Source organism: Streptomyces sp. NPDC002564, from assembly GCF_042889645.1.
Lineage (GTDB): Bacteria > Actinomycetota > Actinomycetes > Streptomycetales > Streptomycetaceae > Streptomyces.
Genome location: NZ_JBIARE010000024.1, coordinates 1 through 15,072, shown reverse-complemented (window position 1 = coordinate 15,072; position 15,072 = coordinate 1). Strand labels below are relative to the sequence as shown.

General features: G+C 70.9%; 15 protein-coding genes. 7 read left to right on the top strand and 8 right to left on the bottom strand.

From position 1 onward, the window contains the following. Window positions 1-29: 29 nt before the first annotated feature. Complete coding sequence (locus ACFYXE_RS38035) at window positions 30-611, bottom strand: TetR/AcrR family transcriptional regulator (RefSeq protein WP_389321061.1); 582 nt, start codon at window positions 609-611, stop codon at window positions 30-32. A 124-nt stretch (window positions 612-735) separates the two neighbouring features. On the opposite strand from ACFYXE_RS38035, the gene ACFYXE_RS38030 reads away from it, so the two are divergent. Next, window positions 736-951, top strand: coding sequence for a hypothetical protein (locus ACFYXE_RS38030; protein ID WP_389321058.1), 216 nt, complete (start codon window positions 736-738; stop codon window positions 949-951). A 274-nt stretch (window positions 952-1,225) separates the two neighbouring features. Here the strand turns inward: ACFYXE_RS38030 and ACFYXE_RS38025 are convergent, their stop codons facing one another. From ACFYXE_RS38025 to ACFYXE_RS38015, 3 genes are all read right to left on the bottom strand, one after another. After that, on the bottom strand, window positions 1,226-1,492 hold the full coding sequence (locus tag ACFYXE_RS38025; protein ID WP_389321055.1) for a hypothetical protein: 267 nt from the start codon (window positions 1,490-1,492) through the stop codon (window positions 1,226-1,228). 287 nt (window positions 1,493-1,779) lie between these two features. Further along, window positions 1,780-2,313, bottom strand: coding sequence for a cupin domain-containing protein (locus tag ACFYXE_RS38020; RefSeq protein ID WP_389321052.1), 534 nt, complete (start codon window positions 2,311-2,313; stop codon window positions 1,780-1,782). A gap of 153 nt (window positions 2,314-2,466) precedes the next feature. Further along, window positions 2,467-3,507: an NAD(P)-dependent alcohol dehydrogenase gene (locus tag ACFYXE_RS38015; RefSeq protein ID WP_389321049.1), complete on the bottom strand. Its 1,041-nt coding sequence runs from the start codon at window positions 3,505-3,507 to the stop codon at window positions 2,467-2,469. Window positions 3,508-3,613: 106 nt separating this feature from the next. Here ACFYXE_RS38015 and ACFYXE_RS38010 point away from each other — a divergent pair, with 106 nt between their 5' ends. Together ACFYXE_RS38010 and ACFYXE_RS38005 are read left to right on the top strand one after the other, a co-directional pair. Further along, window positions 3,614-4,225, top strand: a complete 612-nt coding sequence (locus ACFYXE_RS38010) for a TetR family transcriptional regulator (RefSeq protein WP_389321046.1) — start codon at window positions 3,614-3,616, stop codon at window positions 4,223-4,225. A gap of 79 nt (window positions 4,226-4,304) precedes the next feature. Next, window positions 4,305-6,263 carry an acyl-CoA dehydrogenase family protein gene (locus ACFYXE_RS38005; RefSeq protein WP_389321043.1) on the top strand — a complete coding sequence of 653 codons (1,959 nt, stop codon included), beginning with the start codon at window positions 4,305-4,307 and terminating at the stop codon, window positions 6,261-6,263. Between the two features lie 58 nt (window positions 6,264-6,321). Here ACFYXE_RS38005 and ACFYXE_RS38000 read toward each other — a convergent pair whose 3' ends face one another. Then, entirely contained in the window at window positions 6,322-8,748 is a 2,427-nt protein-coding gene (locus ACFYXE_RS38000; RefSeq protein ID WP_389321040.1) for an RICIN domain-containing protein, read from the bottom strand. A gap of 349 nt (window positions 8,749-9,097) precedes the next feature. Between ACFYXE_RS38000 and ACFYXE_RS37995 the strand changes: the two genes are divergently transcribed. From ACFYXE_RS37995 to ACFYXE_RS37985, 3 genes are all read left to right on the top strand, one after another. Then, window positions 9,098-9,496: a DUF3662 domain-containing protein gene (locus ACFYXE_RS37995; protein WP_389321037.1), complete on the top strand. Its 399-nt coding sequence runs from the start codon at window positions 9,098-9,100 to the stop codon at window positions 9,494-9,496. A gap of 412 nt (window positions 9,497-9,908) precedes the next feature. Continuing rightward, window positions 9,909-11,417 (top strand): peptide MFS transporter, encoded by a 1,509-nt coding sequence (locus ACFYXE_RS37990; RefSeq protein WP_389321034.1) that lies wholly within the window; start codon window positions 9,909-9,911, stop codon window positions 11,415-11,417. An 88-nt stretch (window positions 11,418-11,505) separates the two neighbouring features. Then, a complete protein-coding gene (locus ACFYXE_RS37985) occupies window positions 11,506-11,799 on the top strand; it encodes a helix-turn-helix domain-containing protein (protein ID WP_389321031.1) in 294 nt (97 codons plus the stop codon). Window positions 11,800-11,826: 27 nt separating this feature from the next. Here the strand turns inward: ACFYXE_RS37985 and ACFYXE_RS37980 are convergent, their stop codons facing one another. Beyond that, window positions 11,827-13,014 (bottom strand): hypothetical protein, encoded by a 1,188-nt coding sequence (locus ACFYXE_RS37980; RefSeq protein ID WP_389321028.1) that lies wholly within the window; start codon window positions 13,012-13,014, stop codon window positions 11,827-11,829. Between the two features lie 270 nt (window positions 13,015-13,284). On the opposite strand from ACFYXE_RS37980, the gene ACFYXE_RS37975 reads away from it, so the two are divergent. After that, on the top strand, window positions 13,285-13,461 hold the full coding sequence (locus ACFYXE_RS37975) for a hypothetical protein (protein WP_389321025.1): 177 nt from the start codon (window positions 13,285-13,287) through the stop codon (window positions 13,459-13,461). A 96-nt stretch (window positions 13,462-13,557) separates the two neighbouring features. Here the strand turns inward: ACFYXE_RS37975 and ACFYXE_RS37970 are convergent, their stop codons facing one another. Both ACFYXE_RS37970 and ACFYXE_RS37965 read right to left on the bottom strand, forming a co-directional pair. Continuing rightward, entirely contained in the window at window positions 13,558-14,835 is a 1,278-nt protein-coding gene (locus tag ACFYXE_RS37970; RefSeq protein ID WP_389321022.1) for a phosphatidylserine/phosphatidylglycerophosphate/cardiolipin synthase family protein, read from the bottom strand. Window positions 14,836-14,961: 126 nt separating this feature from the next. Next, a partial coding sequence (locus ACFYXE_RS37965; RefSeq protein WP_389321105.1) for a sigma factor-like helix-turn-helix DNA-binding protein occupies window positions 14,962-15,072 on the bottom strand: 111 nt, incomplete at its 5' end.

The following is a 15,072-nucleotide window of genomic DNA, read 5'->3' as shown; positions in this document are numbered from 1 at the left end:
TGGGTCCCGCAAGGGCCGCCGGACGGGCTCTAGCGAAGGACCTGCTCGATGTGGTGGTCGAGGACCCGTTCGGCGGCTTCCGGGGTGCGGTAGCCGAGGGCGATGTCCACGCCCAGGCTGGTGGCGAGGGACCAGCAGATGTCGGCGTCGGTGCGTTCCTCACCGCGCGGCACGCTGCCCCGCTCCTCCCTGGCTGCCGCGATGAGACCGGCGGTGAGGGTGAGCAGTTCGTCGTCACCCGGCGCCAGGACCTTGGCCATCGTCGGATCGGAGACCGCCCGGCCCACGGCCACCAGCGCGAAGCGCATCAGCCGCGTGCTCTCCTCGGCCGGGCTGATCAGGGCGTACAGGCAGGCACGGAGGACGACCTCCGGGCTGGTCGTGTCGGCGGCGGCGACCGCGTTCTCGATGCTGGCGTTCACGGCCTGTACGGCTCGGTCGAGGGCGTCGCGGATCAGGGCCTGCATCGAAGAGTAGTAGTGCTGGACCTGGCCCATGGAGACACCCGCCTCCTCGGCCACCTTACGCAGCGACACCTGCTCGATGCCGCCTCGCACGGCCAATGACCAGACGGCCTCGACGAGGCGCGTCCTGCGCGCTTCGTGATCCACGATCTTCGGCACGGTACCGCCGCCTTCCTCACTATTTTCACCATGCGATCGCATTGCAAAACCGAGCACCATCGTTTTACAGTGCAAGTGCATGGTAAACCCGCAATCAGACCGAGGGGACCTCATGAAGTACGGCCTCTACCAGGCACTCGGCATGGCACTGCTCGTCATCGGAGCCCAGGGTGCCATTCGCCAGCTCGTCGACCACGACGACGTCGGCCTGCTGGGCTGGCTACCGGGAGGCTTCGCGGTGAGCATCAGCGTGCACGTACTGGCCGTCGTGATCGGCGCGGTAATCGCAGGGCGGGCTCACGACACCCGCAAGGCGACGGGCAACTGACTGGGTGCGAGTGGATGGGGGCCCGTTCGGCGGATCACGGGCGGAGCCACAAGGGCGTTGTTGCTGCGGTGACGGCGCCGTGGAAGACGTAGCCGGAAGAGGGTCTCGTCGATCACCCTGCGACGGCTCTCCCAGCGCCCGCCCCGCAGACCGGACTTCGGCAGACGCGACTCCGGGCGCACCCATTCCGCATTCGTGAGATCTCCCCGCCCCATGAACATGCCAACGGCTCGCGGGCAGGGCACGCGATCCGCCGGACAGGCGCTAGGGGGCGTCAGCCGGCTGCGGGGGCCGGTTCGGGCACGGTGGGTGCCGCGGTCCGGTGGCGCAGGGCCGTCCCCAGTCCGGCGGTGGCCGCCGCGAAGGTCAGCGCGATCAGGGCGAGGACGGCGGCGGGCTGACCCGTCTCCCCCGCGCCGGTGTCCGTGACGAACGCGCCGATGCCGAGGATCACCGCGCCGAGCGCGGACAGGGCTGCGATCACGAGCAGGGCGGCGGAGGTGGCGGTCTTGACGGCGCGAAGGCCGGTGGTCGTTTCCATCAGGTGACTTCTTTCTCGGGAGGGCCTCACCGGTTTCTCGGGAGGGCCTCACGGACTGGTGAGGCCTGCCGGGGAACCGGACGATGTTCAGCGTCGCCGACCCGTGCGGCACCCGGACATCAGCCGTGCATCAGCTACCGCTCAAGAATCTCCGCCACCGGCCGGCCGCCGGCCCCCGCCCTCGACACGCGTACGGATCGTACGGATGGAGGGACGGGGGCCGACGGCCGCACTGCTCCGGCTCCGGCCCCAGCCGTAGCCGGAGCCGTAGCCCTGGCTGTACGGAATCAGGAGGCGGTCGCCGCGACCGGCGGTTCGAAGCGCATGGGCGTGATCTGCTTGACGTCATAGCGGCTCCGCATCCGCTTCACCGCCTCCGGGTCCACCGAGTCACCGGCGGACCAGATCTCCGCGATCTCCTCGAAGTAGTGCTCGTGCTCGGGAGACGGCGAGCTCTGGAACAGCATCCGCACCGGCTTGTCCGTGGCGTTGCGGAACGCGTGCGGGGTGTTGGGCGGCACGAACATGCTGCTGCCGGCCGGGGCGCGGACGACTCTGTCGCCCTCCACGGACTCCCAGTCCAGCCAGTCGTCCGTGCGCTCGGCGGGCTCGAAGGCAAGCAGTTCGAGCTCGCCCTCCAGGATGTAGAAGAACTCCTCCGACTGCTCGTGGTAGTGGCCGCCGGTGTCGAAGCCGGGCGGCACGACCACCTCGAAGATGGACGCGGACGAGCCCTGCGCCCCGGTGGCCTTGAAGGTCACTTCCTGCGCCTTCGTGACCAGCTTGTGCCCCTCACCCGGCAGGCGAACGAGGTCGCTCATACGATCAGCTCCTTGCAGAAGTGGTAGTGATCGCAGACAGGCTAAGACCCTTACCTCAAGCGGCACTCGGGGCTTCTTCAGGTGCCCGTCCGGGCCGCCTCCCGCCGCGGCCGACCCCGCCTCCGGCAGAGCGACCGGAGCGACGCGCGCGCCTCACCCCAGATCCGACATGTCGAGCACGAAGCGGTAGCGGACGTCGTTCTTCCGCAGCCGTTCCAGAGCCGTGTGCACATCGGCGGACGGGAGGACCTCCGTGTCCGCCACGATCCCGTGCTCGGCACAGAACCGGAGCATCCCGGCCGTCCCCGCGCGGCCTCCGCTGCCCCCGGAGCTGAGCTTCTTGCGGCCCACGAGCAGGTCCATCGCCTCGACGGCGACCGGGCCGAGCTGCCCCAGGAGGCTGAGCGTCCCGTCCATGGCCACGAGCTTCAGGTAGGGGGCCAGATCGTGGGGGGCGGAGATCGTGTCGATGATGACGTCGAAGGTGTCCCGCGCCGCCGCCATCCGCTGCCCGTCGGTGGAGACGATGAGGTCGTGGGCGCCGAGCCGACGGGCGTCGGCGCCCTTGTCCGGCGTGCGGCTGATGACGGCCGTCTCGGCGCCGAGCGCCACCGCCATCTTGACGGCCAGGTGCCCCAGGCCGCCGAGCCCCGCCACGGCGACCCTGCTCCCCGGGCCCACGCCCAGCGCCCGCAGGGGCTCCCACACCGTGACGCCCGCGCACAGCAGCGGGGCCGCCGCGGCCGGGTCCAGGCCGGGCGGCAGGGCGTAGGCGAAGCTCTCCCGCACGACGTACTCGCGGGAGTAGCCGCCCAGGGTGGTCGTCCCGTCCTGCCGGTCGGTACCGCCGTAGGTGAGGGTCGGGAACGTGTGACAGAAGTTCTCCTGGCCCGCCGCGCACATGGCGCACGCGCCGCAGGAGTCGACGATGTTGCCCACCGCGACCGGGTCGCCGACGGCGAAGGCCGTCGCCGAGGGGCCGGTCGCGGTCACCACGCCGGTGAATTCGTGCCCCGGCACGAGCGGTGCCGTCGCGTGCGGGTCGTACGCGCCCAGGGCGTGCAGATCGGTGTGGCACACCCCGCAGTAGTCGACCCGGACGGCGATGTCGTCCGGGCGCAGGTCGCGGCGCTCCAGGGGCACGCGTTCGAGTCGGTCCGGGCCGCCTGCCCGCCATCCCGTGGTCATGCGCATCGTGGGCTCCTCACTCCAAACAGACTGTTCGGTCTATCTGTCGTCGACTGTAGGCATGGATGTCGTCTCCAGGCAAACAAACTGTTCTGTTTGTTAAGCTCGCGGCATGCCTGACCTGGAACAGCCCCAGACCTCACGCGGTGCCGCGACCTACCGGCGCATCCTCGACGCCGCCACCGCGGAGTTCGCCCGGCACGGTATCGCCGGGGCGCGGATCGAGCGCATCGTGAAGTCGGCGCGCACGAACAAGGCACAGCTCTACGCCTACTTCGGCGACAAGGAGCAGCTCTTCGACACGATCTTCCTGAACTCCCTGGAGCGCATCACCGACGTCGTGCCGATCGACGCCGACGATCTCCCGGGCTGGGCCGTGCGCCTCTACGACGAATATCTGCGCCGGCCCGACCTCATCAGGCTGGCGACGTGGACGCGCCTGGAGCGACGCCCGGCCGGACACCTCGTCGAGACGCACGAGCACTACGACGACCGCAAGCTCACGGCGATCACCGAGGCGCAGGCCGCGGGCCGGGTCCGGGCCGGCGACCCGTTCGACATCATGGCGATCGTGATCGCCATGTCCATGGCCTGGTCACCGGTCAGCAACGTCTACGCGGCGGCCAGTGAGGAGGACGACCACGTCCACGCCGAGCGGCGGGCCCTGCTCCGCGACTGCGTCCGAAGGGCCACCGCCGGGGACGGGGACACGCCCGCCGGGTGACGCGTCCCCCCGCGCGCCCGGCCGCCGAATGGAGCAAGTGACCGATTTGATCGCCCCGGTGCCGGGGTAGCAGGGCGACATGGTCACCGACAGCGCCACCTCCCCGGACGGCTACGTGCCGCCCGCCATCGACGTCCCCGCGCTCGCCGAGCTGCTGGACGGCGAGTACGCCGAGGTCCGCGACCTCGTGCGCACCAACCTGGCCACGTACGCGGGCGTCCTGGACGAAGCGGAGCTGCTCGGCTTCGACGCGTTCCGCGAGCGGGTGCGGGACGTCGTCGTCGAGATGGCGGCGACGGGCCAGACCGGCATGGGCTTCCCCAAGGAGTACGGCGGAGGCGGCGACATCGGCGCGTCGATCGCCGCGTTCGAGACGCTCGCCTTCGGCGACCTGTCGGTGCTGGTGAAGGTCGGGGTGCAGTTCGGCCTCTTCGGCGGCGCGATCCTGCAGCTGGGCACGGAGCGCCACCACGACGCGTACCTGCCGCGGCTGGTCACCGGGGAGCTGATGGGCTGCTTCGCGATGACCGAGACCGGACACGGCTCCAACGTCCAGGCGCTGGGCACCGTCGCCCGCTACGACGCGGGCAGCGGGGAGTTCGTCATCACCACCGAGGGCGACCAGGCGCGCAAGGACTACATCGGCAACGCGGCCCGGCACGCCGAGCTGGCCGTCGTCTTCGCGCAGTTGGAGGTGGGCGGCGAACGCAAGGGGGTGCACGCGTTCGTCGTGCCCGTCCGCGTCGGCGGCGCGGTGGCGCCGGGCGTCCGGATCGAGGACGACGGCCGCAAGATGGGCCTCAACGGCGTGGACAACGGCCGGATCTGGTTCGACGGCGTGCGGGTGCCCCGCGAGGCGCTGCTCAACAGGTTCGCCGACGTCACCCCCGAGGGGGTGTACGAGAGCCCGATCGACAACCCCGACCGCCGCTTCTTCACCATGCTCGGCACGCTGGTGCAGGGCCGGGTCAGCGTCGCGGGCGGCGCCATCAACGCGAGCAAGGTCGCCCTGACCATCGCCACCAAGTACGCCGACCGGCGGCGGCAGTTCGAGGCGGCCGCGGACGGCGAGGAGCAGGTGCTCCTCGACTACGGCATGCACCAGCGCCGCCTCCTCCCGCTCGTCGCGCGCACGTACGCGCTGCACTTCGCCCAGGACGTCGTGCGCAGCCAACTGCACGAGGTCTTCTCGGGCGCCGAGGACGACGAGCAGGCGCGGCGCGAGCTGGAGGCGCGGGCCGCGGGCACGAAGGCGCTCGGCACCTGGCACGCCACCCGCACGATCCAGGAGTGCCGCGAGGCGTGCGGGGGCGCGGGGTATCTGGCCGTCAACCGGTTCGCCGCGCTGAAGGCGGACAGCGACGTCTTCGCGACGTTCGAGGGCGACAACCACGTGCTGCTGCAGATGGTGGCGAAGGGGCTGCTCACGCACTACGCGGGCGAGTTCGAGAACATGGACCAGCTCGGCATGGTCCGCTACGTCACCAACCTCGCCGTCGAGACGGTCATCGAGAAGACCTCCGCCCACAAGCTGCTCGAACGGGTCCGCGACCTGCTGCCCGGCGGCGACGAGTGGGACCAGGAGGCGGGCCTCTTCGACTCGGAGTACCAGCTCGCCATGCTCCGCTTCCGCGAGGAGCACATGCTCGCGGGTGTGGCCCGCAGGCTCAAGCGGGGCGTGGAGCAGCAGGGCCATCCCGGTGTCGTCTTCTCGCAGGTCCAGGACCATGTCATCGCGGTGGCCCACGCGCACGTCGAGCGGCTGGTCCTCGAGGCGTTCGTCGACAAGGTGCGCCGGCAGCCCGACGGGGACAACAAGGTCGCGCTGGGGCTGCTGTGCGACCTCTTCGCCCTGTCCACCATCGAGGCGGACCGCGCCTGGTTCATGGAGCACGGCCGGTTGACCGTCCAGCGTTCCAAGGCGATCCGCCGCGAGGTGAACGACCTGTGCCGCAAGGTGCGGCCGATCGCGGCCGACCTCGTCGACGCGTGGAACATCCCGCCGCAGATGCTGCGCTCCCCCGACCTGGTGGGCTGAGCGGCGTGGGGCGGGCGGGTCGCGGAGGCCGCGTCCGCCCGCTCCGCGCCGCCGGTGCTCAGACCAGCCGCCACAGGTGGTCCGCCGTGCCGTTGTCCTCGTACTGCACGACCTGCGCGCTGTCGGCCGTCGACATGCCGTCCACGCCGAGCACCTTGCCGCTGTGCCGGTTGCGGAGCAGGAACCAGCCGTCCCCCTCGTCGATCCGCTCCCAGCGCAGGTGGTCGGCGCCGTCGTCGGTGAACTGCACGGACCGCGCGGAGTTCGCCGTCGACGCCCCTTCGATGCCGAGCACCTTGCCGCTGTGGCCGTTGCGGAGCGTCCAGTGGCCCTCGCCGCGGTCGATGATCTGCCACGCGTGGTCGCCCGTACCGGAGTCGGCGAACTGGACGACGCGTCCCCCGTCGTCCAGGGACATGCCGTCGACCGCGAGGACCTTGCCGCTGTGCCGGTTCTCGATCCGGCGGTAGCGCGGCTCGGGCGTCCAGGGGTGGCCGTCGGGGGTCGCGGTGGGGAACGCGGTCACGCGCAGGCGGGCCGCGCCCATCGGGATGAGCGTGACCTCCTCGGTGGCCCCGGCGGCCCGGGCCGGACCGGGCTGGAGGGGTGCCACCACGTGCTCGTCGTCCGCGATCCATTCCGCGAGGCGCCGGGCGCGGGCACGGATGCGCACCGGGACCCCTTCGTGCGTGAACGGGTCGCCCCGCAGCGGCCCGGGGGCGGCGGTGAAGGTGAGGTCGCCCCGCGGGTCGGGGGCGAGCGCGTAGTTCCACGGGGTGGTCGCGTGCACCGCGCGGTGCGGGAAGTCGTCCGTGCCCGCGTACCGCTCGTAGGACTCGCCGATGCGCAGGGAGTACGTCAGGGGGCCTCGGTCGATGCTGACCGCGCCGTTCTTCCAGGTGCGGACGGTGGTGCGCTGCGGCAGCCGCAGGGTGATGCGGTCCCCGTCCCGCCAGGTCCGCTCGACCTCGGCGAAGGCCGGTCCGTGGGGGGCCGGGAGCCGGGCGCCGTCCACGATGAGCTGCGGGGCGTCGCACCAGCCGGGTATCCGCAGCCGGAGCGGGAAGCGGGTCGGTTTCGCCAGGGCGAGGGTGAGGGTGACCGTTTCCTTGAAGGGGTAGTCGGTGTCCTCCGTGATGGTGACGGAGGTGCCGTCCGCGACCTTCGCGGTGACCCGGCACGGTGCGTACATCGCCGCCGCCAGGCCGCGGTCGGGGGTGGCCAGCCACAGTTCCCCGGTGAAGTACGGCCAGCCCATGCCGTAGTTGTGCGGACAGCAGCGATACTGGTCGACACCGGGCTGGAAGGCCTGCATCGCGAAGCCGTTCTGGAACTGTCCCTGTGTCTTGAGGGTGTTGTCGAGGTCGATGCTGTTGGCGCTGGTGATGTAGTGGATTCCCGTCCCTTCGGGGTCGGTCGCCGCGGGCAGCATGTTGAAGGCGAGTTCCTCGCACAGGTCGGCCCAGACCGGGTCGCCGGTGATGCGGGTGAGCAGTTCGTGGCTGGCCATGAACTCGACGGTGCCGCAGGTCTCGAAGCCCTGGCGGGGGTCGCCGAAGCCGGGCCTGGCGTTCTCGTCGCCCGCGAAGCCGCCGCCGGGGAACTGCCCGTAGGTCCCGATGGCGGTCGCGTAGTTGCGGTACGTCGCCCGGGTGTGGGCGTCCTTGCCGGAGCGCAGCGCGTACTGGGCGGGCTCGCGGAAACCCTGCGCCACGTTGACGTTGTGCCAGTCGGCGACGCTGCCCGCCCAGTCCACGCCGTGGGTGTGCATCCGGTCGGCGAGGTCGAGCAGGAAGGTCTCCCGGGTGCGGTTGTAGAGCCAGAAGGCCACGTCGAGCCCGTCGCCCCAGCGCTTGGAGACCCAGCTGGAGTCGAAGGCGCCGGGCCCCTGCGCGTTCATGAAGCGCAGGAAACGCACCATGAACGGGACGATCCGCCGGTCCGCGGTGAACTCCTCGTACGAGCGCAGCGCCTGGAGGAGCGGCAGGTGGGGCCAGAAGTCCGGCCCGCCGCCCAGCGAGGTGCGCAGCCGTCCGGGGCCGAAGAACCCGTCGGCGTCCTGGGTGGCGAGGATCGCGTCGATCCACCGGCGGCTCTCCGCCTGCGCGCCGCGGTCCCCGGTGAGGGCCGCCAGATCCACGTATCCGCGCAGCCAGTACGTGACCTCCTCCCACCCCTCCTTGTCCGGGTGCACCCAGCCCGAGTCGTCGAAGGACAGGAAGTGCGAGAGCTCCGCGTACCTGCCGAACAGGCCGCCGAGCAGCAGGTCGAGCTGCCCGCGCAGCCAGCCGCGCGCGACGACGCTGCCCACCGGCAGTTTCTGGAAGGCGGTGGGGGCAAGCGGTGCGGCGTTCGGCCCGTAGAGGCCCCCGCGCGCCGGGGTCACGGCGTGTGCGGGAGGGCCGGTGACGGCGATGCCGCCCGCCGCGCCCAGGGTGATCGCGCCCGAGCTCAGAAGGAAGTGACGTCGGCCGAGGTGCGTCATGACTACCGTCCCGATCGTTGTCCGTGTTCCGCTGGTGGGGGCCGTGCGGGGTGCTTGGTGGGCCGTGCAGAGCGCTTTACAACGTTGTAAATCCGCGGCGTACGCGATCCCCGGGCCATCCGGCCAACCGGCGACCCGCGGGCAGCGTGTGCGACACGTGCGACATCCCCGCGGTCGGGCCGCAACAGCGGTCACCTCAGGGACAGTTGGCATCCCAGCACCGAGTGAGGGCATTGTCCAGAGGGGCGGGCGGGTCGGCCGGTACGGCGTGGCGCGCGGTCACGTCCGTACGCGCCGCGACACTCGCACGGGTGAGCCTCCGTCCGCCCGGACCGGGCAGGCGAAGGAGATGGGAATCCTCAATGCGGTCGAAGGCACGATGGAGCGCTGGATCGACCTGGCATGGTCCAAGGTCCACCCCCGGCAGCAGCAGGGGGCGGTCGTGTCGATACTCCGGCGGGAGTGCGACGAGCGGGCGCTGATCCTGGAGCGGGGGCGGACGGTGGTCCCCAACTCCTTCACGGTGGAGCTCCCGCGGCAGAGCCACGCGCGCCTGGCTCCGGAAGAACCGCAGTTGGGTCTCTTCCTGGCCCACGAGGTGCACCGGCACGCGGCCGAGCAGGGCTACAGCTTCGCGGGGCCGGTCGCGGTCGACCTGCGCCCGGCCCAGGAGGCCGTGCCCGGGCGCTTCCGCATCCTCAGCCGGATCACGCCCGCCGCGACGACGGACCACCACCGGCGCCCGTGAGCCCGCGCACCACCGTCGACGCTACTTTCCGTGATACGTCACTTACGGTGTTCGCGCACTCCGCCTGGCCCTAAGCCCCGCCCCTGCGGGACTTAGGTCGGACTCTCCACGCGAATCGGGGCACGTGAGGACGCCGTCGCCGTGACGGATTGTGACGTGCCTCTCAGAGTGTTCGCTGAGCGGACAGGCTGCCCTAGGGTGTGCGGGTGCCTCCAGTTGAGTGGCCCATACAGCTTGTGTGCGGCCCTCGCCGCTGCCTGCACGCCTGAGCCGGCCCGAACCGAAGGCGTCGACGGTCGGCTCCGCACCGCCCGCATACGGGCGTGCCGCTCCTGTTCTTCCGCTGTGACGCGTGCGCGTGCCTACGGCCCCGGCAAGCTGCGGTGCGTCCCGAGCCACAAGGACACATTCCATGGCGTCTAGCCTGACGAAGGACGCGCCCCCCGCGGGCGAGAAGACCTTCTTCGGCCACCCCCGCGGCCTGGCCACGCTGTTCATGACCGAGATGTGGGAGCGCTTCAGCTACTACGGGCTGCGCGCACTGCTGGTCATCTACCTGATATCCGGCGGCGCCGACGCCAAGGTCGGCTCCCAGGGCGGTGGTCTCGCCTATGACGCGGCCACCGCGACGGCGATCTACTCGGTCTACGTGGCGATGGTCTACCTGCTCGCCATGCCCGGAAGCTGGTTCGGCGACCGGGTGTGGGGGCCGCGCAAGACCGTGGCCATCGGCGCCGGCGTCATCATGGTCGGCCACCTGTGCCTGGCCATCCCCGGGTCGGCCGGCTTCTTCGTCGGTCTGGCCCTGGTCGCCCTCGGCTCCGGCCTGCTCAAGAGCAACATCTCCACGATGGTCGGACAGCTCTACGCCGACAACGACGTGCGCCGCGACGGCGGCTTCACCGTCTTCTACATGGGCATCAACGTCGGCGGCTTCCTCGCCCCGTACGTGATCGGCACGGTCGGACAGACCGTCAACTGGCACCTCGGGTTCGCCCTTGCCGCGCTCGGCATGGCCCTGGGCCTCACCCAGTTCCTGCTCGGCACCCGCCACTTGCCCGAGCACTCGGACGTCGTGGTCAACCCGGCCAGCGCAGCCGAGAAGAAGAAGCTGGCCCTCAAGTCCCTCACCTGGGCCGCCGTGGCCGCCGTGTTCTACGCCGTCGTCGTGGCCACCGACCACTTCACGATCAACTGGGTGCTGCTGCCGCTCACCGTCGCGGGCCTGGTCATCCCGGTCCTCGTCCTGGTGCGCATCAAGCGCGACAGCGACCTGACGGACGTCGAGCAGTCGCGGATGACGAGCTTCATCTGGATCTTCGCCGCGGCGGCCGTGTTCTGGATGATCTACGACCAGGGCGCGTCGACGGTGCAGGCGTTCGGCGAGACGAAGGCGAACAACACCATCTTCGGCTGGGAGATGCCCTCCACCTGGTACCAGTCGTTCAACTCCTTCTTCATCATTCTGCTCGCGCCGGTCTTCGCGGCCCTGTGGATCGGTCTCATCCGGCGCGGCCGGGAGGCGCGCACGATGTCGAAGTTCGCCTTCGGGCTCTTCTTCATCGCGCTGTCGTTCTTCTCCTTCTGCATCCCGCTGATGCAGGCCGCGGACGGCGCCCACCCGACCATGTGGTGGATCGTCCTGCTGTTCTTCGTGCAGACCATCGGCGAGCTGTGCCTCTCCCCCGTGGGTCTGTCGGTCTCGACCAAGCTGGCGCCCGCCAAGTACGCCTCCCAGCTGCTCGGCGTGTGGTTCCTGGCCGTGACGGCGGGCGACTCCGTGACCGGCCTGCTCGCCATCGCGGGGGTCGACCTGTCCGGTGTCGGTGTGGTCGCGGCGGAGGCCTCGCTGGCCGTCCTCGCCGGGCTGGGACTGCTGGCCACGCGCAAGAAGGTGTCCGCCTCGATGCAGGGGGCCTGAGCCCGGCTCGGGCCGTCGTCGAGGAGCGGGCCGCGGGCCGACCGAACGGGTCGGCCCGCGGCCTTCCCGCAGGGGTCGAAGGAGCACAGTGCACGACGAACCGTGGCAGCGGCTGCTGGCCGCCCTTGATGCCATCGAAGCCATCGCCGACCCGGAGGAGCGGGTCCGCGTGCAGAGCACGGCGGCCAGAGAAGTGCGCCGGCGCAGCGGCGCCTGGGCCGAGGAGCGGGCGGCCCTCTCCCGCGACCTGCGGGACTCCGGATCCTCCGTGCGCGCGATCGCCGGCCGCCTCGGCGTGCACCCCACGACCGTCCAGGACGCCCTGCGCGGCTACAAGGGCTCCGGCCGGAACCGGGCGCGCGGCAGCGGCGACGGGCCGTGACCCCGGCCGCGGGTCAGCGGCGGCCGGTCAGCGGCGGCCCAGGGCGCCGGGGACCAGATTGGCGCCGCACCGGGGGCAGTCCGCGGTCCGCATCTTGATCGGGTGCACGAGGAGTTCGCACACGAGGCAGATGTAGGCGTTGACCTCCGAGGGGCGTCTGCCCCGGGGCACGTCCAGGAAGACCTGGCCGTCCGTGCCCCTGACACAGCAGCTTCCGCATCCGTCGCAGGCCCAGCTGCCCGCGACGGTGGCGGGCGGGGTCCTGCACACCGGGCAACCCGACTGCTGCTCCTCGGCGGTCCACGGCCGCTCGTCGGCCGCGAAGACCGTCGCCACGGGTGCGGGCACCGGCACTGGCATCGGCGCCGGCGCGGCGGGAGTGAATCGCACGGCCGCGTATCCGCTCGCTTCGACGAGTGACGTCGGCATCGCCGTGCGCGGGCCTCCCGGCCGCAGCGCCACGGTCGGCATGTCCGTCAGGGATGCCGCGCTCTTCTGCGGGTCCAGTCCCTCCGCGAGCCACTGGTAGAGCAGGGCGCCCATCTCCGCCATGACCTCGCGCGGGTCGGCCCCTTGTTCCGCCCGGGCGCGCACGAACTCCGCGGCGGCGGCCACTACGCTCGCGATCGCTTTCCGGGACGGCCCTCTCTTGGCCGCCTGCCCGTGACTGGGGCCTCGGTCACGGTCTTCGCCTTGTTCTCGGCTTTCCCCTTCCCCTTCCCCTTCGCCTTGGGCTTGGGCTCCGTTCCGGCGCTTTCCCGGAAAGGGCTCGGGGCCGGTTTTGTCGTCGGCCGAAGCCTCTCCGTTGCCGGCGGCCGCCTCGGGCCGGGCGGCCGGTACGGGGACGCCGGGGGCTTCCTCGCCGGCCCGCAGGGCCCTGCGGGCCGGGGCGGCCTTCTGTTCCGCGCGCTTGACGATCCGCCAGCGCTCACGCCACTCGTCCAGTAACTCGGGCTCCCCCGGGCGCAGTTGCCGGATCAGCTCCACGGTGAAGTCGAGCTTGGGCAGCCGTCGCCCCTGGAACACCTCGGTCAGCGAGGACGCGGGCAGAGTGCAGCGGCCGGCCGCTTTCGCGCCTTTGGTGAGATCGGAGCGGGGCGGGGCTCCGCAGTCGATGTGCAGCAGGCCCAGCGCCTCGGCGAACTCGCGGAGTGCCCGGTCGTGGGCCGCGATCAGCTCGGCCGCCGTTGCCTGCTCCGACGCGTGCTCGACCAAAGCCGCTCCCTCTCCCCTGAGTTGGGAAAAGCGTAGGGGCCGCCTGTCGAACATTCCCGCCGTTCGGCGAACTTCCTCGAACTTCGCCGGGACCCGGTGAATTTCGGTGACAGTCCCGCCGTTTCGGAAACAGGCATGTGCTGTTCGGGTTCGTACGGGTCCGCACCTGTTCCTGGGTGCAGGGCGCCCACTCGCGGTGCCATGGAGTGGACCGCACATCCTGCCCGGCGTCCGGGGCATCCAGGCGGCGCGGAGAAGAGGAAGAGGGCCGTGAGCGAGAACAAGAAGAGTGAGGCGCCGACCTGGCAGGTCAGCCTGGGGCGTCAGGGCCTGCGCGTGGATGCGGGCAGGCACCTGCGCCTTTCGATGTCGCTGACCCTGATCGGCTGGTTCGCCAGCACGGGCGGTTTCCTCGGGGCGATCTCCCACTGGAATCTGCTCGTGTGACGTCTGTTCATGTGACGTCCGTTCATGTGACGTCCGTTCGTGGGGCACCGGGCTGGTCGGGCCGGCCGGATCGCGTCGGATCCGGCCGGTGGCCCGTCACAAGAAGCGGCTGAGGGGGCGGACGGCGACTTCGCGGGCCCGCTGGACGACCGAACGCCTCTTCCAGCGGGCCTCCTTGATCAGCTCGCTGACCGCCATGTCGGCCTCGAAGTGCCCGTCGAGCGTGGCCGTGAACTCGGGGTCCAGGACGGCCAGCATGACTTCCTCGTCGTGGTCGAGGGAGCGGCGGTTGAAGTTCGTCGAGCCGATGAGCGCGGCGACGCCGTCGACGGTGATGACCTTCGCGTGCATCATCGTCGGCTGGTACTGGTAGATCTTCACGCCACAGGCGGTGAGCTGCTCGTAGAAGTGCTGTCCGGCGAGCTGGCAGACCCGCTTGTCGGTGTGCGGGCCGGGCAGCACGATCTCCACCGCGACTCCGCGTCGCGCGGTCGCGCAGAGCAGCTCGATGAAGTACGCGTCCGGCGAGAAGTAGGCGGTGGCCAGCCGGAAGCGTTCCTCGGCCGACTCCAGCATCACCCGGATCAGGGTCTGCATGTCCTGCCAGCCGAAGCTGGCCGAGCCCCGGACCACCTGGACGACGGCGTCGCCCTGCGGGCGGTGCTCGATGAACCGGTCCCGCTCGTCGAAGAGGTCGTCGTGGCACTCGGCCCAGTTCTGCGCGAACGCGGCCGCGATGCCGTCCACCGCGGGCCCGCGGACCTCGACGTGCGTGTCGCGCCACTCGTTCGCGTTGCGGGCGTCGCCGCACCACTCCTCGGCGATCCCGACGCCCCCCGTGAACGCGGTCTCCTCGTCGACGATGAGGGCCTTGCGGTGGCAGCGGTGGTTCTGCTTGAGCGGTGAGAGGTACAGCGGCTTGCGGAACCACGCCACCTGCACCCCGGCGCGCTCCATGAGCCGGAGCTGCTCGGTCTCGATCAGACGGCTGCCGAACCCGTCGAGGAGCAGCCGCACCCGTACGCCGGCCCGGGCCCGCTCGGCGAGCGCCTGCGCGAACCGGCGGGCGATGTCGCCCTTCCAGTACACGAACGTCATCATGTCGACCGTGTGCTCCGCGCGGGCGATGCCGGCCAGCATCGCGGCGAAGATCTCGTCCCCGTTGACCAGCGGGACGAGCTTGTTGCCCTCGGTGGCCGCGATGCCGATGAGCCGCTCGAGTCGTCTTCGTATGCGCACGACGCGGTCGTCGTGCGACGGCGGCGTCCCGGGGCCCGCGAGAGCCTGCGGGATCAGCTCGGTCCGGCGGTGCGCGGCGGCATCCTGCTCGCCGCTCGGCTTGCTGCCCTGCTCATTGTCCTGCGTACGCGTCATGACCTCACCAGGCCGGCACTCGACGGGGAAACGAAAGACCGCTCAGCCCGGTCCGGCACGGGCTGAGCGGCCAGCCGAATCGACCCGGCCAGGTGTTCTTGATCCGCCCGCTCTTCGCGGGTGGGGTCACGCGTCGGTCGTCAGGCCGGTGCGGAGCTTGTCGAGCATCTTGCTGATCAGGCGGGAGACGTGCATCTGGGAGCAGCCGAGTTCGGCGGCGATGTCGCTCTGGGTGCG

Bases quoted from the DNA above. Each gene is read 5' to 3' on its own strand.
- ACFYXE_RS38030 (WP_389321058.1), top strand. From the start codon at position 736: ATGAAGTACGGCCTCTACCAGGCACTCGGCATGGCACTGCTCGTCATC.
- ACFYXE_RS38025 (WP_389321055.1), bottom strand. From the start codon at position 1,492: ATGGAAACGACCACCGGCCTTCGCGCCGTCAAGACCGCCACCTCCGCC.
- ACFYXE_RS38020 (WP_389321052.1), bottom strand. From the start codon at position 2,313: ATGAGCGACCTCGTTCGCCTGCCGGGTGAGGGGCACAAGCTGGTCACG.
- ACFYXE_RS38015 (WP_389321049.1), bottom strand. From the start codon at position 3,507: ATGCGCATGACCACGGGATGGCGGGCAGGCGGCCCGGACCGACTCGAA.
- ACFYXE_RS38010 (WP_389321046.1), top strand. From the start codon at position 3,614: ATGCCTGACCTGGAACAGCCCCAGACCTCACGCGGTGCCGCGACCTAC.
- ACFYXE_RS38005 (WP_389321043.1), top strand. From the start codon at position 4,305: ATGGTCACCGACAGCGCCACCTCCCCGGACGGCTACGTGCCGCCCGCC.
- ACFYXE_RS38000 (WP_389321040.1), bottom strand. From the start codon at position 8,748: ATGACGCACCTCGGCCGACGTCACTTCCTTCTGAGCTCGGGCGCGATC.
- ACFYXE_RS37995 (WP_389321037.1), top strand. From the start codon at position 9,098: ATGGGAATCCTCAATGCGGTCGAAGGCACGATGGAGCGCTGGATCGAC.
- ACFYXE_RS37990 (WP_389321034.1), top strand. From the start codon at position 9,909: ATGGCGTCTAGCCTGACGAAGGACGCGCCCCCCGCGGGCGAGAAGACC.
- ACFYXE_RS37970 (WP_389321022.1), bottom strand. From the start codon at position 14,835: ATGACGCGTACGCAGGACAATGAGCAGGGCAGCAAGCCGAGCGGCGAG.